The 23,033-nt window shown below is 49.4% G+C and carries 21 protein-coding genes, 1 tRNA gene, 1 rRNA gene and 1 pseudogene; 21 read left to right on the top strand and 3 right to left on the bottom strand.

What is annotated here, in order from left to right; genetic code table 11:
• Positions 1 to 15 precede the first annotated feature (15 nt).
• The 5 genes from rrf to BQ8005_RS16505 all read left to right on the top strand — a co-directional run bounded on the left by rrf (position 16) and on the right by BQ8005_RS16505 (position 3,479).
• Positions 16 to 126: ribosomal RNA gene (gene rrf / locus BQ8005_RS16525) — 5S ribosomal RNA — on the top strand.
• Positions 127 to 548: 422 nt separating this feature from the next.
• Positions 549 to 1,406, top strand: coding sequence for an ABC transporter ATP-binding protein (locus BQ8005_RS16520; protein ID WP_075318807.1), 858 nt, complete (start codon positions 549 to 551; stop codon positions 1,404 to 1,406).
• Positions 1,407 to 1,426: 20 nt separating this feature from the next.
• Positions 1,427 to 2,257, top strand: coding sequence for a hypothetical protein (locus tag BQ8005_RS16515; protein ID WP_159436289.1), 831 nt, complete (start codon positions 1,427 to 1,429; stop codon positions 2,255 to 2,257).
• Between the two features lie 2 nt (positions 2,258 to 2,259).
• Complete coding sequence (locus BQ8005_RS16510; protein WP_075318805.1) at positions 2,260 to 2,643, top strand: GntR family transcriptional regulator; 384 nt, start codon at positions 2,260 to 2,262, stop codon at positions 2,641 to 2,643.
• On the top strand, positions 2,640 to 3,479 hold the full coding sequence (locus BQ8005_RS16505; RefSeq protein WP_075318804.1) for a hypothetical protein: 840 nt from the start codon (positions 2,640 to 2,642) through the stop codon (positions 3,477 to 3,479). The genes BQ8005_RS16510 and BQ8005_RS16505 overlap by 4 nt, the downstream gene beginning before the upstream one ends.
• Positions 3,480 to 3,535: 56 nt before the next feature.
• Here BQ8005_RS16505 and BQ8005_RS16500 read toward each other — a convergent pair.
• Positions 3,536 to 3,611 (bottom strand) — tRNA-Met (locus BQ8005_RS16500).
• A 141-nt stretch (positions 3,612 to 3,752) separates the two neighbouring features.
• Between BQ8005_RS16500 and BQ8005_RS16495 the strand changes: the two genes are divergently transcribed.
• The 4 genes from BQ8005_RS16495 (at position 3,753) to BQ8005_RS16480 (ending at position 8,421) form a co-directional block, all read left to right on the top strand.
• Positions 3,753 to 4,352 (top strand): TetR/AcrR family transcriptional regulator, encoded by a 600-nt coding sequence (locus BQ8005_RS16495; RefSeq protein ID WP_021847652.1) that lies wholly within the window; start codon positions 3,753 to 3,755, stop codon positions 4,350 to 4,352.
• A 65-nt stretch (positions 4,353 to 4,417) separates the two neighbouring features.
• Positions 4,418 to 5,164, top strand: a complete 747-nt coding sequence (fabG, locus tag BQ8005_RS16490; protein WP_075318803.1) for a 3-oxoacyl-[acyl-carrier-protein] reductase — start codon at positions 4,418 to 4,420, stop codon at positions 5,162 to 5,164.
• A gap of 12 nt (positions 5,165 to 5,176) precedes the next feature.
• Positions 5,177 to 5,851 carry an RluA family pseudouridine synthase gene (locus tag BQ8005_RS16485; RefSeq protein WP_075318802.1) on the top strand — a complete coding sequence of 225 codons (675 nt, stop codon included), beginning with the start codon at positions 5,177 to 5,179 and terminating at the stop codon, positions 5,849 to 5,851.
• 29 nt (positions 5,852 to 5,880) lie between these two features.
• The gene (locus tag BQ8005_RS16480; RefSeq protein ID WP_075318801.1) at positions 5,881 to 8,421 is read left to right on the top strand and encodes a S9 family peptidase; all 2,541 of its coding nucleotides are present in this window, start codon (positions 5,881 to 5,883) and stop codon (positions 8,419 to 8,421) included.
• A gap of 500 nt (positions 8,422 to 8,921) precedes the next feature.
• Here the strand turns inward: BQ8005_RS16480 and BQ8005_RS16475 are convergent, their stop codons facing one another.
• On the bottom strand, positions 8,922 to 10,283 hold the full coding sequence (locus BQ8005_RS16475) for a sigma-54-dependent transcriptional regulator (protein WP_075318800.1): 1,362 nt from the start codon (positions 10,281 to 10,283) through the stop codon (positions 8,922 to 8,924).
• A gap of 88 nt (positions 10,284 to 10,371) precedes the next feature.
• Here BQ8005_RS16475 and BQ8005_RS16470 point away from each other — a divergent pair, with 88 nt between their 5' ends.
• The 5 genes and pseudogenes from BQ8005_RS16470 (at position 10,372) to BQ8005_RS16450 (ending at position 14,898) form a co-directional block, all read left to right on the top strand.
• Complete coding sequence (locus BQ8005_RS16470) at positions 10,372 to 11,208, top strand: peptidylprolyl isomerase (RefSeq protein ID WP_075318799.1); 837 nt, start codon at positions 10,372 to 10,374, stop codon at positions 11,206 to 11,208.
• Positions 11,209 to 11,230: 22 nt separating this feature from the next.
• Positions 11,231 to 12,466: a M16 family metallopeptidase gene (locus tag BQ8005_RS16465; RefSeq protein WP_075318798.1), complete on the top strand. Its 1,236-nt coding sequence runs from the start codon at positions 11,231 to 11,233 to the stop codon at positions 12,464 to 12,466.
• Between the two features lie 349 nt (positions 12,467 to 12,815).
• A pseudogene (locus BQ8005_RS16460) lies at positions 12,816 to 14,090 on the top strand (ATP-binding protein).
• Between the two features lie 153 nt (positions 14,091 to 14,243).
• Positions 14,244 to 14,516: a DUF4160 domain-containing protein gene (locus tag BQ8005_RS16455; protein WP_075318797.1), complete on the top strand. Its 273-nt coding sequence runs from the start codon at positions 14,244 to 14,246 to the stop codon at positions 14,514 to 14,516.
• On the top strand, positions 14,491 to 14,898 hold the full coding sequence (locus tag BQ8005_RS16450; RefSeq protein WP_021848753.1) for a DUF2442 domain-containing protein: 408 nt from the start codon (positions 14,491 to 14,493) through the stop codon (positions 14,896 to 14,898). The genes BQ8005_RS16455 and BQ8005_RS16450 overlap by 26 nt, the downstream gene beginning before the upstream one ends.
• A gap of 244 nt (positions 14,899 to 15,142) precedes the next feature.
• On the opposite strand, the gene BQ8005_RS16445 is transcribed toward BQ8005_RS16450, so the two are convergent.
• On the bottom strand, positions 15,143 to 16,441 hold the full coding sequence (locus BQ8005_RS16445) for an ATP-binding protein (RefSeq protein ID WP_075318796.1): 1,299 nt from the start codon (positions 16,439 to 16,441) through the stop codon (positions 15,143 to 15,145).
• A 202-nt stretch (positions 16,442 to 16,643) separates the two neighbouring features.
• On the opposite strand from BQ8005_RS16445, the gene BQ8005_RS16440 reads away from it, so the two are divergent.
• The 7 genes from BQ8005_RS16440 to BQ8005_RS16410 all read left to right on the top strand — a co-directional run bounded on the left by BQ8005_RS16440 (position 16,644) and on the right by BQ8005_RS16410 (position 22,990).
• Positions 16,644 to 18,311 carry a tetratricopeptide repeat protein gene (locus BQ8005_RS16440; RefSeq protein WP_075318795.1) on the top strand — a complete coding sequence of 556 codons (1,668 nt, stop codon included), beginning with the start codon at positions 16,644 to 16,646 and terminating at the stop codon, positions 18,309 to 18,311.
• Positions 18,312 to 18,438: 127 nt separating this feature from the next.
• Positions 18,439 to 18,840, top strand: a complete 402-nt coding sequence (locus tag BQ8005_RS16435; RefSeq protein ID WP_075318794.1) for a DUF3244 domain-containing protein — start codon at positions 18,439 to 18,441, stop codon at positions 18,838 to 18,840.
• Between the two features lie 23 nt (positions 18,841 to 18,863).
• Entirely contained in the window at positions 18,864 to 20,384 is a 1,521-nt protein-coding gene (locus BQ8005_RS16430) for a vitamin K epoxide reductase family protein (RefSeq protein WP_075318793.1), read from the top strand.
• 97 nt (positions 20,385 to 20,481) lie between these two features.
• Entirely contained in the window at positions 20,482 to 20,673 is a 192-nt protein-coding gene (locus BQ8005_RS16425; protein WP_075318792.1) for a hypothetical protein, read from the top strand.
• A 40-nt stretch (positions 20,674 to 20,713) separates the two neighbouring features.
• Positions 20,714 to 20,911, top strand: coding sequence for a hypothetical protein (locus BQ8005_RS16420; RefSeq protein WP_075318791.1), 198 nt, complete (start codon positions 20,714 to 20,716; stop codon positions 20,909 to 20,911).
• Between the two features lie 234 nt (positions 20,912 to 21,145).
• On the top strand, positions 21,146 to 22,552 hold the full coding sequence (locus BQ8005_RS16415) for a TlpA family protein disulfide reductase (RefSeq protein ID WP_159436287.1): 1,407 nt from the start codon (positions 21,146 to 21,148) through the stop codon (positions 22,550 to 22,552).
• Between the two features lie 219 nt (positions 22,553 to 22,771).
• Positions 22,772 to 22,990 (top strand): hypothetical protein, encoded by a 219-nt coding sequence (locus BQ8005_RS16410; RefSeq protein ID WP_075318789.1) that lies wholly within the window; start codon positions 22,772 to 22,774, stop codon positions 22,988 to 22,990.
• Positions 22,991 to 23,033 lie beyond the last annotated feature (43 nt).

Here is a 23,033-nt window from a genome sequence, read left to right as displayed (position 1 = left end):
TCATGTCAACCTTATTCAGGTGGCTATAGCACCGGGGTTCCACCTCTTCCCATTCCGAACAGAGAAGTTAAGCCCGGTCACGCCGATGGTACTGCGTAACAGTGGGAGAGTAGGTCGCCGCCGTTTTCTTGAGAAGTCCTCCGCAACAATCCTGTTGCGGGGGACTTTGTTTTTGTGCCCGCCGGGAGAATCCCTATCTCTTCCATGCAGTGCTTCGTTACGCCTCCACGCAGTGCTTTGTCTGTTCTTCATGCAGTGCTTTCTGATGTCCTCACACAGTGCTTCGGTGCACCCTCATATTGTACTTCGTCATTCTTTTATCCAGTGCTTCGTTGCATTCCTGGCTTCTGTTTTCTGCCTTTCTGTATAAAATTCATTTTTCTTGCGAAGATTTCTTCCTATTCTTTTGTGCATACGTTTTCTTTTACTACATTTGCAGTGTACTATTAATCTAATACACTATTATCCTTTAAATGATACGGATGATAGGCCTTTAATCTGTTATTTCAGGAGGATACTGGTGATGGAACATCAAATATTAATATGTTATGCTACAAGTAGAGAATATTTCGTTCAGTTATGGACGCCGAAAGCCCGAGGTGTTGTCGGACTTTTCGTTTTCCCTGGAGAAAGGCCGGGTGTATGGGTTGCTGGGGAAAAATGGAGTGGGCAAGTCCACTCTGTTGTATCTGATGTGCGGACTGCTGACGCCCAAGCATGGCCGCGTGATGTATCATGGGGTGGATATGCGGAGACGCCTGCCCGAAACGCTTCGGGATGTATTTCTGGTACCCGAGGAATTTGATCTGCCTGCCGTTTCGCTGGTTCAGTTTGTGGAGCTGAACAGCCCGTTCTATCCTAACTTCAGCAAGGAGGACATGATGACCTACCTGCATTTGTTCGAGATGGATTGGAACATTCATTTGGGTGGGTTGTCGATGGGGCAGAAGAAGAAAGTGTTCATGAGTTTTGCACTCGCCACGCATACCTCGCTGCTGCTGATGGACGAACCGACCAACGGACTGGACATTATGGCGAAGAGCCAGTTCCGTAAGTTCATCGCCTCGGGCATGTCGGACGAGCGGACGATTGTAATCTCCACCCATCAGGTGAGAGACATTGACAATGTGCTGGACCATGTGGTGATTATGAACAACAGCCGCGTGCTGCTCGACGAGTCTATCGCCCGCGTGACCGAACGGCTGGCATTCGTGGAGAGCGACAGCCCCGCCCTGGCCGAGGAGGCCTTGTACAAACTGCCTTCGGTTCAAGGCAACAGCCTGCTGCTGCCCAACCGCGAGGGCGTAGAGACGAAGCTCAACCTGGAGCTGCTCTTCGGTGCTGTATTGGCCGACCCCGAGAAGATAAAGGAATTGTTTCATTCTAAAGTGGAGGAGGAGAGATGATGCGTGATCGTTTTTTCAGCATGCCGCGTTTTCTGGATTACTGTCAGAAAGATTTGGTGGAGAACTGGCGGACGAATGTGTTGCGGCTGGTAGTGATGTATGGCGCTTTGGCTGTCATATTCATCTGGATGGGCTATTTGGAATATCATTGGGATTCGCGCAATGCAACTTTCTATCTGGAAAGACTTCAAATGTCGGATTCCCAATACAGGGACCCGGTTTGGGGTGCCCAGTTTGGAGTAGGATGTTTCCTCATCTTTATCATGGGAGCTTTGAGTGCCTCGTTCGTGATGGAATTCATGAAAGACAAGCGCCGTCGGATTTCGGCTCTGATGCTGCCGGCCACGATGTTCGAGAAGTACTTCTCCCGCTGGTTCATTTATACGCTGGTCTTTCTGCTGGCCTATGCCGTAGCTTTTGTATTGGCGGACCTGACGCGTGTATTGGTCTATTCGCTGGCCTATCCCGACTTCACTCAGGTGATACAGACGTTCCCCTACGGACGGTTGGGAGATGAAACCCTGTTTCCTCATTTCTTCAGTACAGGACGGTGGACGCTCTTTAGTTTTTCCTTCTACTTTGCCGTCCAGAGCGCCTATGTACTGGGCAGCGCCTTGTGGCCGAAGAATGCGTTCATCAAGACCACGGCGGCCCTGATTGTCGTCATTTCCATCTTTATGGCCGTACTGGTTTCGCTGGTCAAGTCGCTGACTTTCGGTCCTTATGGTCCCGACATGGAGGAAGAAACGGTGATGACGCTGTTCACTTGCCTCTTGTTCGCCTTTGCCATCTTCTGCTGGGTGACGGCCTACTATCGTTTGAAGGAAGCGGAAATCATTAATCGTTGGTAAGTATGGATTTTAGAGATACGAAAGCTATTTATCTGCAGATTGCCGACCGCATCTGCGACGAAGTGCTGGTGGGGAAGTTTGCCGAAGACGGCCGCATTCCCTCGGTGCGCGAGTATGCCGCCGTGGTGGAGGTGAATGCCAACACGGTGATGCGTTCGTTCGACCAGCTCCAGTCGCAGGGCATCATCTACAACAAGCGGGGCATCGGCTACTTTGTGGCCGCGGGTGCCCGCGAGCGGATTCTCGCCCTGCGCAAGGAACAGTTCCTGACGAACGAGGTCGACTATTTTTTCAAACAGCTGTACACGCTGGGCATTTCCGATGCCGAACTGGCGGCGATGTACCGCGATTATGCCAAGAATCAAGAAAAGAATAACAAGTTATGAAACGAACTACTTATGTTATATTGGGTGTACTGCTGGCCCTTTTGGCTGGTATGAGCGCCACCATTATCTATTGGGGAACGCACAGTGGAAGTGCGTCGGACATGACCGTCCGTCTGGAAGGGGAAGAGCGGATGCGTCCGTTGCCTGCCTGTAAGGTTATAAGATTCCGCATGGATAGAATGCTGCATAAACAAGGTGGCAACGACGAGTTGAATTATTATTTGGCCGTTAATAATATCCGTCTGAAAGTGACTTCGGCAGACACTGCTACTGGAAGCTTCTTTTATGTGGCCGATATAGAGGAGTTTATGGACTTTCAATCGCAGGGAGATACGTTGGACATTGTGTTCAGCTTTCCGCCCGAGAAGCTGAAGAAGAAAATGCCACAAGGGAAAATACCTTCCTATTTTAACCTGCAGGCTGAGCCTTTGGAATTACGCTTGCCCGAAAGCGTTGAGTACTTGAAAGGAGAGGTGTTTGATGCGGTAGAGTTGCAGGACTTGCAACGCGATTCGTTGGCCATTGATTTCTTCGACGGTCCTGCCACGGTATCTGTGCAGAATTCCCACTTCCGTGCCCTGTCTGCCTTGTCGCGTCAGTTGTGTTTGAACAGCGGTTCGGTGGACCGTTTGTATCTGAATCTGGACGGACTGTATAATTTCAAGGTTGAAACAGATTCCTTCCGCATCGATACTGAATACTTGAGCGGCTCGAGGAATGTGGACTTCCAGGCTGATCCACAGGAATGCCGTCGTATTTTATGGAATCCTTTGTCGGAGAATGCCAAGCTGAATCTGAAAATGAAGAATCCAAGTGAAATCCTCCTGCACGAATAAGCGGGAGGAGAGGATAAAACGAAAAAAGGAATTGCGATTGCAATTCCTTTTTTTGTTGGTTGCGGAGGCAAGACTCGAACTTACGACCTTTGGGTTATGAGCCCAACGAGCTACCAACTGCTCCACTCCGCGATGTTCTTGATTTCGGGTGCAAAGGTACGACTTATTTTTGAAAAAACAAATATTCGGCAGATATTTTTTTTATTTCTTGTGTGATAATGGGAAATGTCTTACTTTTGCACAGATTAATACGCAATGTGCAATTATTAAACCATGCCGTTATCCAAGACCAGAGCCCAGTTAGTGGACGTCGCCCGTCAGCTTTTTGCGAAGATGGGCGTCGAGAACACCACGATGAACGACATCGCCCTCGCTTCGAAGAAAGGGCGACGCACGCTCTATACCTACTTCAAGAGCAAGGAGGACATCTACCTGGCCGTGGTCGAGTCGCAGCTGGACATCCTGCTGGACACGATGAAGCGTGTGGCCGACAAGCACATCTCGCCCGACGAGAAGATGCTCGAGATGATCTACACCCGCCTGGACGTGGTGAAGGAAGTGGTCTACCGCAACGGTACGCTCCGTGCCGACTTCTTCCGCGACATCTGGAAGGTGGAGAAGGCACGTAAGCGGTTCGACGAAAAAGAGGTGCAGCTCTTCAAGGACGTGTTGCGCGAGGGCATGGAGACGGGTGTCTTTCAGATAGACGACCTCGACATGACCGCCGAGCTGGTGCACTATTGTGTGAAAGGTATCGAGGTGCCCTATATCCGCGGACAGATCGGAGCCAATCTGGACGACGCCACACGCGACAAGTACGTGGCACGCATCGTCTTCGGCGCCCTGCACCGCAAGGATCCGAAAGCACTGTGATACGGAGCGGAAAAGATAGTTTTACGACAAAGAAAAGATACTTTTAATTTTTAAACAATACGATTATGGGATTATTAACTGGAAAAACAGCCATCGTAACTGGTGCCGCACGTGGTATCGGTAAGGCTATCGCATTGAAGTTCGCCGCTGAAGGCGCCAATGTAGCATTTACGGACCTGCTAATCGACGAGAACGCCGAGAATACTGCCAAAGAAATCGAAGCCATGGGCGTGAAGGCCAAGGCTTACGCTTCGAACGCAGCCAACTTCGAGGATACGGCCAAGGTGGTAGAGGCCATCCATCAGGACTTCGGCCGCATCGACATCCTGGTGAACAACGCCGGCATCACCCGCGACGGCCTGATGATGCGCATGAGCGAGCAGCAGTGGGATATGGTCATCAACGTGAACCTGAAGTCGGCATTCAACTTCATCCACGCCTGTACGCCCATCATGATGCGCCAGAAAGCCGGCAGCATCATCAACATGGCTTCTGTAGTAGGTGTTCACGGCAATGCCGGACAGGCCAACTACTCGGCTTCGAAGGCTGGTATGATTGCTCTGGCGAAGTCTATCGCTCAGGAACTCGGCTCACGCGGCATCCGTGCCAACGCCATCGCTCCGGGCTTCATCATCACAGCCATGACCGACGCCCTGTCCGACGAAGTGAAGGCCGAATGGTGCAAGAAGATTCCTTTGCGCCGTGGCGGTACGCCCGAAGACGTGGCCAACGTGGCTACCTTCCTGGCATCCGACATGTCGTCCTACGTTTCGGGTCAGGTGATCCAGATCGACGGTGGTATGAACATGTAATGCAGCATTGAGATGACCGTCGTTTACGAGGACAATCACATTATTATCGTCAACAAGACCGCTTCGGAGATTGTTCAGGGAGACAAGACGGGCGACGTGCCCCTTTCGGAAACCGTCAAGCAGTATCTGAAAGAGAAGTACCACAAGCCCGGCAACGTCTTTATCGGTGTGACCCATCGCCTGGACCGCCCTGTGAGTGGTCTTGTTGTCTTTGCCAAGACCAGCAAGGCCCTGTTGCGCCTGAACGAGATGTTCAAGAACAGCGAGGTGAAGAAGACCTACTGGGCCATCGTGAAGCAGACGCCCGCCGAGACCGAGGGCGAGCTGGTGAACTACCTGGTGCGCAACGAGAAGCAGAACAAGAGCTACGCCTACGACACCGAGAAGCCCGGCAGCAAGAAGGCCATCCTGCACTATCGGCTCATCGCCCGTTCGGACAATTACAGCCTGCTGGAGGTGGACCTGAAGACGGGCCGCCACCATCAGATCCGTTGTCAGTTGGCCAAGATGGGCTGCCCCATCAAGGGCGACCTGAAGTATGGCTTTCCCCGCTCCAATCCCGACGGCAGTATCTGCCTGCATGCCCGCCGTGTGCGCTTCGTCCATCCTGTTTCGAAGGAACTGATCGATGTGGTGGCTCCCGTTCCGTCGGACAATCTGTGGCGCAGCCTCACAAGTTCTTTGTAAAACCTGTATTTTGAAAACACTGATTTTCTATGAAAAAAAGACTGATACTCCCGGCATTGCTGCTCTGTGCAGGAATGTCCCTGCAGGCGCAGCAACAGCAGGCGTCTGCTTTCTACCTGCGTCCCGCCGTATCGTTGCGGGCACCCCTCCAGGGGGATAGCATCAACTTCACGGGCGACAAGTTTGCCATGAAGGAACTGCTGAAAACCAAAGTGAACTTGGATTTCGACTCCTATACTTACGACCGCGTCGAGGCCGATACCGCCGGCTATGTCCGTGTAGCCCGTGCCGACCGTGACAATCTGCTCTACCTCTTCGCTACCAACCTGCGTGCCGAGCGCTTCATGAAGGGCAAGCTCAAGGTGGCTTCACCCGCCCGCTTCGAGGTGTTCGTCAACGGCGTGTCCAAGCATGTGAAAGATGCTGCCCAGGACAGCCTCTCGCAGGTGCATCCCGCTGAAATCAGCCTGCGTCTGGAGCCCGAAGCCGATAACGAAATCGTCATCAAGCTCCTTGCCTCGGCCGACGACAAGGCTGAACCTGTATTGAAGTGCACCTTCGAGGGCGATAAGGACTTCGAGAACGTACCCTTCCACATGGCTCCCGACCTGAAGCGCCGCCTGTCGCTCTACAATACCGCCTTCGGACGGAAAGTTTACTCCGTTTCCCTCTCGCCCGACGGCAAGTACCTGCTGACCTATTATTGGGACAACTACTCCACCAAACGTTCGCGCACGTGGCAGGAGCTGACCGAAGTGAAGACCGGTCGTATGATCCATCCCAACGTGCCCACCAATGCCCGCTGGATGCCCGTAAGCAGCAAGCTCTACTATACCGTGACGGGTGACGAAAAGAACGACTTGATTGTCTTCGATCCCGCCACCATGCGCGAGGAGACGGTGATGGCCAACCTGCCGGAGGGACGATTCACCTGGTCGCCCACGGAAGACTACCTCATTTATTCGTCCTCGGACGAAGGCGAGAAGGTGAGCGGCCCCCTGAAGCGCATGCTGATGCCCGACGACCGCATCCCCGGCTCGCGCAACCGCTCCTATCTGGTGAAGTACGATCTGAAGACGGGCGTTTCCGAGCGTCTGACCTACGGTTCGCGTCCCGTCTACCTGAACGATATTTCCTGGGACGGCGCCAAGCTGCTCTGCACCACGTCGAAACCCAACATCACGAAGTGTCCCTACAGCCTGACCACCCTGTTCGAAATCGACCTGAACACGATGAAGGCCGACACACTGGTGCGTGAGGACGCCTACCTCAACTCCGCCTCCTATTCGCCCGACAACCGTCAGCTGGTGCTGATCGGCAGTCCCGAGGCCTTTGGCGGCATCGGCAAGAACTGCGGTTCGCATCCCATTGCCAACGACTTCGACACGCAGGCTTTCCTGATGGACCTGACTACTAAGGAGATAACGCCCATCACGCGCGACTTCAATCCGTCGGTGTCTCTCCTGCAATGGAACCGTACAGACGGCTGTATCTATTTCAATACCACCGACAAGGACTGCCAGCACATCTACCGCTATACGCCGAAGAAAGGCACGTTCGAGATGCTCCCCCTGGCCGAAGATGTCATTTCGTCCTTTACGCTGGCCGACAAGGCTCCCCAGGTGGCAGCCTATGTAGGCGGTGGCAACACCTCGACCGGCGTGGCCTATCTGTACGACGGCAAGAAGCAGACATCCAAGCTGCTGGCCAATCCGATGCAGAAGACGCTGGACAAGATTGAGTTCGGCCGCATGGAAGAATGGAACTTCACGGCTTCGGACGGCACGACAATTGAAGGCATGATGTGTCTGCCTCCCGACTTCGATCCCGAGAAGAAATATCCGCTGATTGTCTACTACTATGGTGGTACTACACCCACTACGCGTGGCATGACCTCGCCCTACAGTCCGCAGCTCTTCGCTTCGCGCGACTATGTGGTTTATGTCATCCAGCCCAGCGGCACCATCGGCTACGGACAGGAATTCTCTGCCCGCCACGTCAATGCCTGGGGCGACTATACGGCTGACAACATCATCGAGGGTACCAAGAAATTCTGTGAGGCCCATCCGTTTGTCAATGCCAAGCGCATCGGCTGCTTGGGTGCCTCGTATGGCGGCTTCATGACCATGTATCTGCAGACCAAGACCGACATCTTTGCCGCTGCCGCCTCGCATGCCGGCATCAGCAACGTCACCAGCTACTGGGGTGAAGGCTATTGGGGCTATTCCTACAACGCCATTGCTGCCGCAGGCAGTTATCCCTGGTCGCAGCCCGACCTCTTTACCAAGCACGGCGCCCTGTTCAATGCCGACAAGATCCATACGCCCCTGCTGCTCCTGCACGGTACGGCCGACACCAATGTGCCCATCGGCGAGAGCATCCAGCTGTACAATGCGTTGAAGATTCTGGACCGGACGGTGGAATTTATTACCGTGGATGGTGAGAACCACTTTATTGCCGACTACGACAAACGTGTCCAGTGGCACAACTCCATTATGGCCTGGTTTGCCAAGTGGTTGCAGGACAGCCCCGAATGGTGGAACGACCTGTATCCCGAACGTCATTGGTAAGCGTAGAGAAACGTCAAAACGATAAAAAAGAAAAAGCCGCCCCCAGAATAGACAAGACGGGGCGGCTTTTTTCTTGTTAGTGGCTTACTGTTGTTCAGCAACTTGGGCAGATGTTTAGTTTGATGGGGATGGATTGTTTCATGACCGATGAATAGTAGGGCTGAAAATCTTCGGTTTTTTGAATTTAGCTCTCCTGGCAACTTCCTGAAGGGAAGTGTGCCAAAGAGAGCTCTCCACAAACAAACATAAACAGGGCTGCTACAATACTAACGTTTTACTTTCACTTGCTTTTGAGTATATATATATTGTTTAGGTTTAAGTTAGTCTGTTCAAGCAAGCGTTTGCTTACATGTAGAAAGGCTCAAATAGTGTGCCAGAAAACATACTGTTTTCTTATACTTTTGATAAACAGCCTGTTAGGTTCTGGCTGGCTGGAGGGGAAGTGTGGAAAAGGTTGTGGATGTGTGGAGTCGGGTGGGGAATATTTCCCCACTTTTATTCTACAATGAGTCCGACAGGTTGTAAAGTTTCAGTTTGTTGTATAGCGTCTTGCGGTCGATTCCCAGCATCTGGGCCGCGCGACTTTTGTTGTTGCCGGTCTGGCGTAGGGCTTCCAGAATGTGCTGTTTTTCCGTTTCTTCGTTGCGCAGGGATATGTTGGCGGTTGGCGTGTTGGCCGTCTGCTGCAGGTCGGAGAGCTCGTTCATGGTGATGAACTTTCCTGTAGCAAGCAGGGTAGCGCGGCGCACCATGTTCTTCATCTGGCGCAGGTTGCCCGGCCAATGATATTCGGTCAGGGCCTTGGAGGCCGCTTCGTCAAATCCCGTCAGATGCTTGTCCATTTCGCGGTTGGCCTGGTCGAGGAAGAAGTTGGCGAAGAGCAGGATGTCCTCGTGGCGGTCCTTCAGTTGTGGCATGCGCAGGGTGAACTCGTTGATGCGGTGGTACAGGTCTTCACGGAAGTGGCCGCGTTCGATGGCCTGCTCCAGGTTTTCGTTGGTAGCCGACACCAGACGCACGTCCACCTGTATCTCCTTGTTCGAGCCGATGGGGCGTATCTTGCGTTCCTGCAGGGCGCGGAGCAGCTGTATCTGTACTTCGTAGCTCAGGTTCCCGATTTCGTCCAGGAAGATGGTACCGCCGTTGGCCGCTACGAAGGCGCCCGTCTTGTCGGTCAGGGCACCGGTGAAGGCTCCCTTCACATGGCCGAAGAACTCGGAGGCTGCCAGTTCCTTGGGGATGGCACCGCAGTCGATGGCGATGAACGGATATTGGGCACGTTTGCTCAGCTGGTGGATGCGGTGAGCCACATACTCCTTGCCCGTGCCGCTGGCACCGTTAATGAGTACAGACATGTTGGTGGGCGCCACCAGTTTCACGTAGTTGTAGAGCTGCTTGGCGGCATCGCTTTCTCCCTCCAGAAAGTCCGACGCCGGTTCGGTTGGGGCATGCGCCGGTTTGGCCGGAGCTTCTTCCTGTGGCTTGGCGGCTGCCTCCCGTAGGGGAGTCTTCAGCGCTTCCTCCATTTTCTTCAGCAGTTCGTCGGGGTTGACGGGCTTGGCCACATAGTCCTGCGCTCCCAGCTTCATGGCCTGTACGGCCGACTGGATGTCCGCATAGCCGGTCATGATGATCAGTGGTGTCTGTCGTCCCTGTTCCCTCATCCACTTCAGCAGGTCGATGCCGTCGCGGTCGGGTAGGCGGAGGTCCGACAATATCAGGTCTATGGCATCCGATTCGACCATTTTCTGGGCACGCGCGATGCTGCTGGCCGATTGTACCTGAAAACCTTTCTTCGTGAGCCATGTCTTCAGGATCATGCTGTAAGTGATGTCATCTTCTACTATTAATATAGATTTCATAGCCTGAATTTTATTTTAATGTTACAAAGGTAAGTGGTTTTGGCTGATTTTAGTATATTTGCAGACTTAAATTAAACAAAAAGATAGAATGAAAAGGATTTCATTTGTATTATTAACCATACTGGCTTGCTGCCTTGTGGCCTGCAAGTCAGAGAAAAAAGCCAGAAACATGAGCGAAGAAACCAGACTGAAGATTGAGACCACCGCCGGCGACATCGTGGTGAAATTGTATAACGAAACGCCGAAACACCGTGATAACTTTATCAAGTTGGCCGAGGACGGTACCTACGAGGGCACCCTCTTTCATCGTGTCATCAAGGACTTCATGATCCAGGCAGGCGACCCCGAGTCGAAGAACGCTGCCAAGGGGCAGATGCTGGGGTCGGGCGACGTGGGCTACACCGTGCCTGCCGAGTTTGTCTATCCCAAGTATTTCCATAAGAAAGGCGCCCTGTCCGCTGCCCGCCAGGGAGACAATGTCAACCCTGAGAAAGCTTCGTCGGGTTGCCAGTTCTACATCGTGACCGGCAAGGTTTATAGCGATTCCACCCTGCTGGGCATGGAGCAGCAGATGAACCAGATGCGCTTCAACAACCTGTTCAACACGCTGGCCTCCAAGCATGCCAAGGACATCTACAAGATGCGCAAGGCAGGCGATCAGGAAGGACTGATGAACTTGCAGGACACCCTGATTGCGCAGGTAGAGAAGCAGCTGGCCGGCCAGCCCGAGTTCCGCTTTACACCCGAGCAGGTGAAGGCATACACCACCGTGGGCGGTACACCCCATCTGGACGGCGAATACACCGTCTTCGGCGAAGTGCTGGAAGGCATGGAAGTGGTCGACAAGATCCAGCGGGTGAAGACCGACCGCAACGACCGTCCCGAGGAAGACGTGAAGATCATCAAGGTCGAAGTGTTGGATTGAAAGGTCTGGGGGAGAGCTGGGTATGTTCAAGATTAACCGACTGACACTGGACAACGGCCTGAAACTGGTGCACTACGAGGATGCCAGCACGCAGATGGTGGCGCTGAACATCGTTTACGATGTCGGTGCACGCGACGAGCATCCCCGGCACACCGGCTTTGCCCACCTCTTCGAACACCTCATGTTCGGAGGCTCCCTGCACATCCCCGACTATGACATGCCGCTCCAGCTGGCGGGTGGCGAGAACAACGCCTGGACGAACAACGACATCACCAACTATTACCTCACCGTGCCCAAGGCAAACGTGGAGACGGGCTTCTGGTTGGAGTCCGACCGCATGTTGGGCCTCGACTTCAGCGAGCGCAGCCTGGAGGTACAGCGTGCGGTGGTGATGGAGGAGTTCAAGCAGCGTTGCCTCAACCAGCCCTACGGCGACGTGGGCCATCTCATCCGTCCGCTGGCCTATCGTGTCCATCCCTATCAGTGGCCCACCATCGGCAAGGAGCTGGAGCACATTGCACAGGCCACGCTCGACGAGGTGAAGGACTTCTTCTACCGCCACTATGCGCCCAACAATGCCGTGCTGGCCGTCACGGGCAACATCGGTTGGGAAGAAACCGTGCGCCTTGCGCAGAAATGGTTCGGCCCCATCCCCCGTCGCGAAGTGTCCGAACGCCGCTTGCCGCAGGAACCTGAGCAGACCGAAGAACGCCGCCTCTGCGTGGAGCGTCCCGTTCCCCTCGACGCGCTCTTCATGGCTTTCCACATGTGCCGCCGCGACGATCCCGACTATTACGCGTTCGACATTCTGTCCGATATTCTCTCCAACGGCCGCTCCAGCCGCCTGAACCTCCGCCTGGTGCAGGAGCGCAAACTCTTCTCCAGCATCGACGCCTACATTTCCGGCAGCCGCGATGCCGGTCTGCTTCACATCAGCGGCAAGCCCTCGCCGGGTGTTTCCCTCGACGAAGCCGAGGCCGCCGTCCGTGCCGAACTGGAATTGCTCCGTCGGGAGCTGGTAGACGAGCCGGAACTGGAGAAGGTGAAAAACAAGTTTGAGGCTTCCCAGATATTTGGTAATATGAATTACCTGAACGTAGCCACCAATCTCGCCTGGTTCGAACTGGCGGGGCAGGCCGACGACATCAACCGCGAGGTAGACAACTATCGTGCCGTCACAGCCGACCGTCTGCGTCAGGTGGCCGATCGGGCTTTCCGTCGCGAAAACGGCGTGGTGCTCCACTATCGCAAAGGCTGACCGATGCTGTGAAACAACGCTTTTGACGACTTTCTTCCGGTGAAGTTTCACCGTATTCGCTTGTATATTAGAATGTTGTGTTGAAACTTGCCTGCTGGTTCATGTTTCACCTCCGTGACTTTTCCTGCCTTTCAAGCAAATTCTTGATTGTTTGTGTGTTGCAGTTGTTTTGAAAGCGTGAGGCCAGAATGGTACGATCTTCCTTGGGATGGAAATAATCTTGATTTGCCAAATTGCCAAACGAAATTACGCCAAATTACCAAACGATTTTCCGCCAAATTGCCAAATTTGTATTATGATTTGTTTGATTTTCAGACGATTCCCGTATCTTTGCAAAAACTAAGTATTCATGGAATATAGAAATCGAATAGCAGATAAATTATTGCGTGATAAATTAGAAGCAATGGGGGCTGTTTTAATAGAGGGTCCCAAGGCTTGTGGTAAAACCACTACGGCTGAACAACAGGCTAAGAGCATCATTTATATGGATGACCCAGCCAAACAAGAACAATATAAACAGATGGCATAGACTAACATCCGTTTTTTGCTTGAAGGAAAAACTCCACGCCTGATTGATGAATGGCAACAAGTTCCTCAGTTTTGGGATGCCATTCGGTTTGAGGTGGATCATAGAGATGAAGACGGGCAATTCATGCTTACAGGGTCTGCCGTACCTGTTGATGCTAAAGAAATACATCACACAGGAACTGGAAGATATGGATGGCTTACCATGCGCCCTATGACTCTGTGGGAATCTGGTGAATCTACCGGTGAAATCAGTTTGTCAGATTTGTTTCTTGCGCCGGACAAAATAGGTGCTTTAAATAAACTTACATTACCAATGCTTGCATTTGTTGTTTGCCGTGGCGGGTGGCCTAAATCTTTGGCTAAAAAATCGGAAAAGGCAGCATTGCTGCAAGCAGCGGAATATTATAAAGCCATTACAAGCAGTGACATATCGCGAGTTGATAATGTGAAAAGAAACGAGGAGCGGGCAAAGAGAATCATGAGGTCATATGCCCGACATCAAGGTTCACAGGCTAGTATTGCAACAATTCTTGCGGATATATCAACAAATGAGACGGAAGAGGTTAGCGATGAAACGGTAGGAACATATCTTACTGCTTTGCGAAAAATATTTGTTATAGAGGATATGCCTGCATGGAATCCTAATTTAAGAAGTAAAACCGCGGTACGCACATCCGACACAAGGTATTATGTCGATCCTTCGGTGGGAGTAGCTGCTTTAGGACTTGGTCCTAATGACTTGATTAATGATCTGAATACTTTCGGATTGTTTTTTGAGACGATGTGTATCCGGGAGCTTCGTGTTTATGCAGATGCTTTGGATGGATCGGTCTATCATTATAGAGACAAAAATGGTTTGGAATGTGATGCGGTGGTGCATTTGCGTAATGGGTCGTATGGTCTTGTTGAAATAAAATTAGGCGGAGACAAACTTATTGAAGAAGGCGCAAAGACATTAATCGCACTTGCTAATATTATTGATACCTCCCGAATGAAAGCACCTGCATTTTGTATGGTATTGACCGGTGTAGGTGACTTTGCTTACAGGCGGACAGATGGAGTTTATGTTGTTCCTATTGGGTGTTTGAAAAATTAAATTGCTGTGAAACAACGCTTTTGACGACTTTCTTCCGGTGAAGTTTCACCGTATTCGCTTGTATATTAGAATGTTGCGTTGAAACTTGTTCTGCCGTTTGGAGGTATCGTAAATAATACCTATATTTGTCTTGTGATAAAAGCGAATTAGGGTATGCCGGAAATATTCAGAGCCTTTGGATTTTCGTTCATGTTTTTTAGTCGCGAACATGAACCGATACATGTGCATGTTGTAGGAAAAGACGGCATGGCGAAATATGTATGGGATGGAAACGAGTTTGTTTTCTACGAACAACACGGAATCAAGGCTCAGGATTTGAAGAGAATAGGCATGATGATAGAGGAAAATAGCGATATAATCATTAGGCATTGGAACAAGTATTTTGGAAAGGAGGCTGACAATGAAGATTACGAGAATATGGTTTGATGGTGAATATCTTTATGGTCTGGGGGACAATGGGAAGACCTATCGTCAATCCTTGCTATGGTATCCCGGATTGATGCAGGCAAACGAAGCGGAAAGGGAAGATTATACGATGAGTGTAGTCGGGATACATTGGCGTACGCTTGATGTGGATGTAAGCTTTGAGAGCTTTGAATACGAAGATGCGGAACCTACCAAATTGCAACGGTTCTTCCTTCTGCATAAGGAAATTAATGTGTCCGAATTTGCGAGACTTGTCGGGATAAACGCCACCCTTTTGCGTAATTATATCAACGGTTTCAAGAAACCGTCGAAGGAACGGGAAAATCAGATTTTGTGTCAAATACACAAACTGAGCGAAGAATACGCCCAAGTTGTATTTTAGTTCATGTTTCACCTTCGTGAAACCTTATCTTTCACTGTAAATATTTGATTTTTAGCTTGTTTGGCTTGTTGTGAAAGCGTGAAGCCGGAATCGGACAAACTTCGTTCACTTCTGTTCGGCAACATGGCAGGTCTTCGGTGCTAACTATGGACTTTAGGCAACTAACTATCTACTTTAGCGCGCTAACTATGGACTTTGGCGCGCTAATGATGGATACATATACCCAATGCCTCAAATACGTGTTTCAGTTATCTCGAAACAGAATGGAGGCGGCATATAGCGGAACGTTGGTCATCCAATCCTGGTTGCGGTAATCGGACATGGAAAAACGGAGGCCGTGCAACCCTTTATTGGCAGCGACAAAACAAGCTAAGGATTTTGAACGCAGGTTTTCCTCCGCCTTTACTTCTATCGGAACGATGTCGCTGCCATGCTGTATGATAAAATCAATCTCCAGTTTTGCATCGTTGCTGTAGTAGAATACAGAACTTTCGCATGTGGCTGTCAGCTGGCTCATGACATAGTTTTCCGTAAATGCGCCTTTGGCTTCCTCCATGCCGTTGTCGGCAATCAACAGTCTTTCTGCCGGTGTTTCACTCATGGCGCCCAGCAGTCCACAATCCAAAAGGAACAGTTTGAAAGCAGAGATGTTGGCATAGAATTTCAATGGAATCTTGGGTTGGGAAATTCTTTCGGCCTTGTACACCAGACCTGCATCCAGCAGCCACTGAATGGCTGCCTCGAAATCCTTGGCCCGTGCACCGGGACGGACAACGCCATAGATGAATTTCTTGTTTTCCTTTACAAGTTGGGAAGGCATCGACTGCCAGACCATACCTATGCGGTTAGCCTCCGAGGCGGATACATGTTTTGACATATCCTGCCGATAGGTAAAGAGTATGTTGTTTTGTACCGTCCTTACTTTCCTGGCATCATTTGATGATACGAACTCAGCCACAGCTTCCGGCATTCCTCCCACAAAGTAATACTCTCTCAAAGACTTGACATACTCGTTTTTGAGAAGCTTGACAGTAGCCCAGTCCTTGGCCCGTAGGATGTCAACCATTTGTTTCTTTCCTTTGGCCAACAGAAACTCATCAAAGGTCATGGGATAGATGTGCAATACGTCCACTTTGCCAACCGGAAAAGATTCTCCCCGGTGCATGGCTATTCCCAACAGTGAACCTGCCACGGCAACATGATATTGCGGTGCGTTCTCATAGAAATACTTCAAGACCGACAAACCGCGCGGTGCTTCCTGTATTTCGTCCAGAATAATCAATGTCTTACCGGCTTCGATACTCTGCCCGGTAATGGCGCCGATGGCCAACAAGATACGCCGCATGTCGTAATCTTCCGAAAACAGATTTCTGGCCAGTTCGTTGTTGTCACAATTGATATAAGCGACATTGGCGAACTCTTGTTCTCCGAAATGTTTAAGGATGTAAGTTTTCCCCACCTGACGTGCTCCGGCCAATACAAGAGGCTTCCGGCCTTTTTTGTTTTTCCAGACTTTTAGTTGCTCAATGATGTTTCTATGCATAATCCTTGTATTTCTGATGATCCCGATGCAAAAATACATATTTCCGACCGAACTTTAATGGGATATACGCATTTTTCTGACCGAATATTTTGATGTATAATACATTTTTCCGACCGAATATTCTTGAAATCATTCTTCTACGAAGTCAATCTGCTGATTTTTTTGTATGTTTGCACGCGCTATGCTACTTGTTGATAATACGATGAAGCCCCTCTATCCCTTGTGCCTGCTGGCAGTCTTGTTGTGGACCGCCTGCACCCATGCCGACTATTCCCGACGGATGGCCGAAGCCGACCGTGTGATGGACCTGTACCCCGACAGTGCCCTCCGCCTGTTGCAGGGCATCTCCCCCTCGGACCTGGAGGAGGGCGACCGCATGCGCCATCGGTTGCTGACGGTGGAGGCGGAGTGCCGTAACGGACAGATGCCGGCCAGCGACTCATTGCTGTGGCCGGTCATCGGCTATTTCCATCGGGCGGGCGATGTCTTTTGGGAGGCGCGTGGCGAGTACAACCGTGGCTGCATCCTTTATCAGAATCATCGGCAGGCGGGGCAAGCGTTGGACATCTTCCAGCGGGTAAAGGCACTGATGGAACAATGTGGAAATACCTGGTGGCTGGGGCGGACGTATGGCCGCATGGCTTATATCTATCACAGCCAGGGGATGTATCCGCAGGCCGATTCCCTCTATAGGCAAGCGGAACAGGTAGCTGTGCAAGTGGCCGATACAGCATTGTGGCTGGAAATTTTGGACAGGCGGAGTGTTCATCTGATAGCCAAAGGTGAAGATTGTTATCAAGAAGCGGAAACACAGTTGCTGAAGGCTTATAAATTGGCTCAGCACAAAAAGTTCCTAAAAAATAGGATTAGTTGTATAGAGACTTTGAGTCTGCTGTATAGTTATATGGAAGATGGAGAACAGGCCTTGCGATATGCTCAGGAGGCTTGGAAGTTGGAACCGGATACCACACAGAGCTATATGTCCAGTTTGCTGATAGGTGAAGCCTATTATCAGTTGAACCGTTACGATTCAGCTACGATTTGGCTTGAAAAGACGGTTGTGTGCCGTCCTTCTCTGGCTGTTCGTTCGGCAGCCTATATGCGTTTGGCTGATATTGCCGAAGAACTGGGAGATGTGGAAAAAGCATTGATGTATCAGAAAAAATATCAGCAGGCGGAATATGACCTTGCCGGGCGGGCACAGCAGGTGGCCGAGATCCGATTAACGGAACAGGATCAGGCACATCAGCAGGAACAGGCGCAAATGAAGCGGCTGATTCTGATTTGTTTGGCGGCGATTGGTGTATTGGCTGTTTGTATTGTGCTGTTGTTGGGATGGCGGATCAGGGAGCGGAAACGCCGCCGCAGGCAGATGGATACGTTGATGAAGTACTGGTGGCAGGAACATTGGATACTCTTGTCCGCAGAACCGTCGGCGGCCGAACCGGAAGTGAGGCTTCTGCCTCCTCCTGCGGAACGGGAGGAACAGTCGGCGTTCAACTTCGACAACCTGTCGGCTTGTCTGCAGGAGACGGAACCGTACGCCAAAGCTAAACGTATCCTGGCTCATTATAAATCGTATGCGGACTATGAGGAACACTTCACCGTGGAAGATCAGGACCAGCTGCTTCATTACATAGACCTTTATACCGATGGATTCATCGCCCGCCTGAAGAAGAAGGCTTCGCTTTCGGAGAACGACCTCCGCTTTTGCGGGCTTCATCTGTTGGGATGGTCCACCCAGGAGATTGCCGTCCTGCTGGAAAAAGACCGGTCTGGTGTGTACAAGCGGCAGAAACGCATTTTGCATCATTGTTTTCCCGAAGCGGGCGACGAAAAGCTGGAAAAGGTGTTGAAAAGCATCAAATAGCCCCGTTCCACACCTTCTCCACCTAAAAAAAATTTGTGGAAACCCGAAAATTCCACAAAAATTCCACAAATCCGGTGCTTTCAATAGGCTAATTTTGGGGTATTAAAAGCAAAAACATAGTTAACAAATGAAAGCATTGATTCTATTTTTAATTTCTTTATGGATGGGCACGCTGCCCTTCTATGCTAAGGATGGAAATACTTCTTCGACTACCACGACGACGGATACGGAGGAATCGGAAAAAAAGAAAATTCCCTTGCATGTTAAAGATACAAAGGATAAAGTAACTTATTCCCTTGTACAGCCCACTGCTTACGCTTGTTTATATGATAAGGTGGTTAGTGTAGACCTTGGCGAACTGCCCGGTATTTTTATCGTTCGTGTTACCAGCCTGTCTACAGGAGAAGAAGTCGCTTCGCAGACGGTTTGTGGGTTTGCGGAGATTGACTTGAGTTATTGTGCTGGCGGTACTTATCAGCTTGACATAGTGTCGGAGGATGAGTGGTTGCAAGGAGAATTTACGTTATAACCCGGCTTTAACTTTGCATTTATATGTCCGTTGATACCCATACCGCTTCTTTACTCTACCGCTACCTGCGGATGCTTTCCGTACGGGTAGACCGTGGTACAGTCGCCCGCCTGCTTGCCCATCCGTTGGGCAACAGCATGCGGGGGCTGAGCGACGCGTTGGACGGATTGGAAGTGCGGAATGCCGCCTATCAGCTTCCGCCGGAATACTTCGGTCAACTGGAAGCCCCGTTCATTGCGGTGACCCGGCAGGCAGAAGAACCTTTTTGTCTGGTAGAGCGGTTGCACGGTACCATGTTGACAGTGTACACACGCGGCAGGCGGATACGGGTGGATCGCGAAGCGTTTCTCCGTACTTGGACGGGCGGTGTACTGGTGGGTGAAGTGACGGCATACACCCGGCAGGACAGGTTCTTCCACATTTGGAACGTAGCCTATTGGATTCGTCGTTACAGCCTGTTGGCAGCGTGGATGCTGGCCACGGTGCTTGTTGTCGGTTGGGCATCTTCACCGATGGAGGCTTTCTATCGGTCCACGTTGTGTGCGGGTGTGTTGGTTGCCTCTGCTATCCTCTATAAAGAAACGGCCGACCGTAATTTCCTGCACCGTTTCTGCCACATCGGCAAGGCGGTGGATTGCAACGCGGTGTTGCAGTCCAGGGGCAGTCGTTTGGCGGGCGTGGGGTTAGGCGAATGGTCGTTGTTCTATTTTCTGACGTTGCTGCTGTTTGTGTTGGTTTCGCCTGCGGGAGGGTGGACGGTTGTGGCGGTGTGTGGGGTTGGCGCATTGGCTTTCACTTTCTATTCGTTGGCGTATCAGGTGTTTGTCGTCCGAAAGGGGTGTATGCTTTGCTTGGTTGTGGATGGGGTGATATGGCTGGGCATGCTGCCTTTGTACCGGTTGTGGCAGGCCGATGCCGGTTCGTTTCCTTCGTGGGGTACCGTGGTCGTGTTAGGTTTGTCGGCAGGCATCAGTTGGAGCCTTTGGCTGCAGGTCGGAACGTGGTTACATGCCGAGGGATTGTATCAGCGGTATCAGGTCCGTTGGGCGGGTCTGCTCAGTCCGCAGGCGTTTCGGGCATTGCAGGCGTTGGAGCCTGTGGTAGGCAACCCGCCTCCCGATGGCTTGTGCTTGTGCAACGGAGTGGAGGGGACGGAGCGGCTGCTGCTTGTGACTAACCCCACTTGCCGGAATTGTGCCCGTGTCCATCCACAATTGGAGGTCTTGTCGGCAAGTGTACCGGTGTCGTTGCTTCTGTTGACGTTCCCTTACGATGCGATGGGGCAGCGGGTAGCGCAGACGGTGATTGCCACCGGTCGTGTTCGCGGATGGAGGCAGGCGTTGGATGTGTTGGGTGCTTGGTTTCGGACGGGGCAGTTACCGCCGGATGCCGTACCGCCTGTAGCGGAAGATGTGGAACAGTGGAAGCGTCAGCAACTCTATTGTGTGGAGCAAGGATGGAATCGTACCCCTTGGGCTGTGGTGGGCAACCGTCCGATGCCGGAGGCGTATGAGTTACAAGACTTGAAATATGTATTGACATAAAGATATTGTTTTTCGCGAAAACAACGGCTGTTCTTGGATTTCAGCCTGAAATAAAGTCCGGAATAACTATTATTATTATTGATACATATGTAAGCGAATGGTACAAGAATTTGAAGAATTTCAAGTTTCCAAAGAAGCAATGAGTAAACTTAAAGGTGGAGTGATTGCCGCTTGTCGTTGTGCACAAAGTAATGAAATATTTATTCTAGCAGGTGATACGATGTTAGATGTTCTGGATGATGTACAACAATGGTGTGGAGATCATAATTCAGAATGCGTAAAGGTTTGAAGTAATAAAAGTGTAATGTTTTGTAAATTGAATTTCAGGTATGAAAAACAAATTTTTGAAATTTGAGTTGACAAAGGTTGAAATGAATAACCTTAAAGGAGGAGTGGTTCAAAATTGCCATTGTGGAGGTACTTCTCTTATTTTTCAAGTTGAAGGAACTACTTATGAAGATTTAGAAAAAACTGCAGGACGAAAATGTGGACTTGCTGGGTGGGCTTGTACGCCTGTGATTGTTTGATATGATTAATAGAAACAATATGGAATAAGGAATAAGGTCTGGTAAATAAGGCCTTAATTCCTTTTTTCGTATGCCCTTAATGACGTGGATTCATTTTTAATTTTAGAGCGATTTAAGAATCTTGAAATACTAGCAATGATACGTTTTTGTTAAACATAAGTTATGAGGTATTTGTGCTATTTTTTGTTGATAATTGTGCTCTTTGTAGAAGAGGCGTTTGCAAATGAGGCGAATGTGACTTTTATTGCAGATAAACCTTGTGAAGTGCTCATTTATAAACCTATAGATGGAGGGTATAATGATAAAGTTATAGCTGAACGGGGTATGGCTGAAGGTGGAAAGGCATTTCGCTTCAAAATGAAAATTTCTAAATCTGTATTTATATTGTGTAGATTTCCACAATATCAACGATCGTGCAATGTGTTATTATGTCCGAATGATTCTGTGACGATAATTTTGAAAAAACAGAGTTTGACCTTTCAGGGAGATAATTGTAATGGATTGCAATATTATTATGATAATTTTGAGAAAGAGCCAGATATTGATAATTATTTGAAAATGCAAAACGTTTTTAGAGAATATATTGATGGCAAAAGAAATTTGTATTCTGCTTTTAGGTCGTTAGAGAATGAATTGAATTATTCTTTTCTTTTTTTGAGGATACATAATATGTTGTCTGATGCAGAGATTTCAAAAGAATTTTCAGACATCCTTGAAAAAGAAATATATATGTATATTAATAGCGATATTGTTTCTTTTTTAGATTATGCTTTTTCTGAAAAACAGAAGAATAAGTCCTTGACAGTAAAAGACAGTCTTGAAATACAAGGAATGGTTGATTGTATATATGAAAAGTTACCTGTTTCTTATGATTTACTTAAGTATCCTTCTAATATTTATGTGTGGAGATACTATGGACATTATTACAAGGATAAAAAGTGTCCGGAAGAATATGATTCAGATATGTGTGGCCCATATACGAAGTACCTATTTGCATCGCCAGAAATGCAACCGGCTTTATTAGGACATGCGTGTTTGGTACAATTAAAATACAATACAGGGGAAATGGACTTAACTAAATTGAAAAAGTTCTTCAATGAAAAATTCCCCGAGAGTGAATATGCAGGCATTATTAACCAAAGAATTCGAGAAAAAACAGATTCCGATAATGAAACTTCTGTAAATTGGCATTTAATTTATGAACCGATAAATTGCTTGTCTCAACTCAGTAGTTTGCAAGAGTTACAGGGGAAATATCTGTACATTGACCTATGGGCAAGTTGGTGTATGCCATGTCGTGCCGAGTTCGACTACAAGGATCAAGTGAAAAATATAATGAAGAGCTATGAGAATGTAGAAACTGTATATATATCTATGGACACAAAGAAGCAAGAAAAGGCTTGGATGAACTGCATTGAACATTATAAGTTGGAGGGATTCCATTTGATGGCTTCCGCAGCCTTAGTGAAAAATATTACGAAAGAAATCTATAGTTCGGAACGTTTTGATATTCCTCGGTATGTATTAATCAGTCCTAATGGAAAAATCCTGAATGTGAACTTGCCAAGGCCGAGCGATTATTCACAATTGAAAGTGGTGTTGGATAGTATTATAAATGATGCCACGGATGGGAATGTCTGATAAAATGGGATTTTTTCCACTATACAATATAATCGAATTGGCGAATAGAACGTGTCCGTGGTGGGCAACCGTCCGATACCGGACGTGTATGAGATACAGGACTTGAAATATGTATTGACATAAAGATATTGTTTTTCGCGAAGACAACGGCTGTTCTTGGATTTCAGCCTGAAATAAAGTCCGAAAATAAATAGTGTATGACATTAAATTTTGAGAATTATGAAAAACTTAAATTCTTTTAAGGCGTTTGAATTGGGCAAGGCTCAAATGAATGCGATTGCTGGCGGAAGTAAAACATTCAATTGTGTTACAGGATATGCAGATGGAGATCGAGTTCCACGTACAGTTACTGTTGGTGATGAGTATACGCAAAGAGACGTTGAACGTGAGTTGACTTATCAGTCTTTAGGTGGTATTACTATTTGCGAACCTGCATAATATGACTTATACATAAAGGAATGCATTATGTTTTGATTACCGA

Source organism: Bacteroides togonis (genome assembly GCF_900130135.1).
Classification (GTDB): domain Bacteria; phylum Bacteroidota; class Bacteroidia; order Bacteroidales; family Bacteroidaceae; genus Bacteroides; species Bacteroides pullorum.
This window is presented reverse-complemented; position numbering and strand designations above follow the sequence as displayed.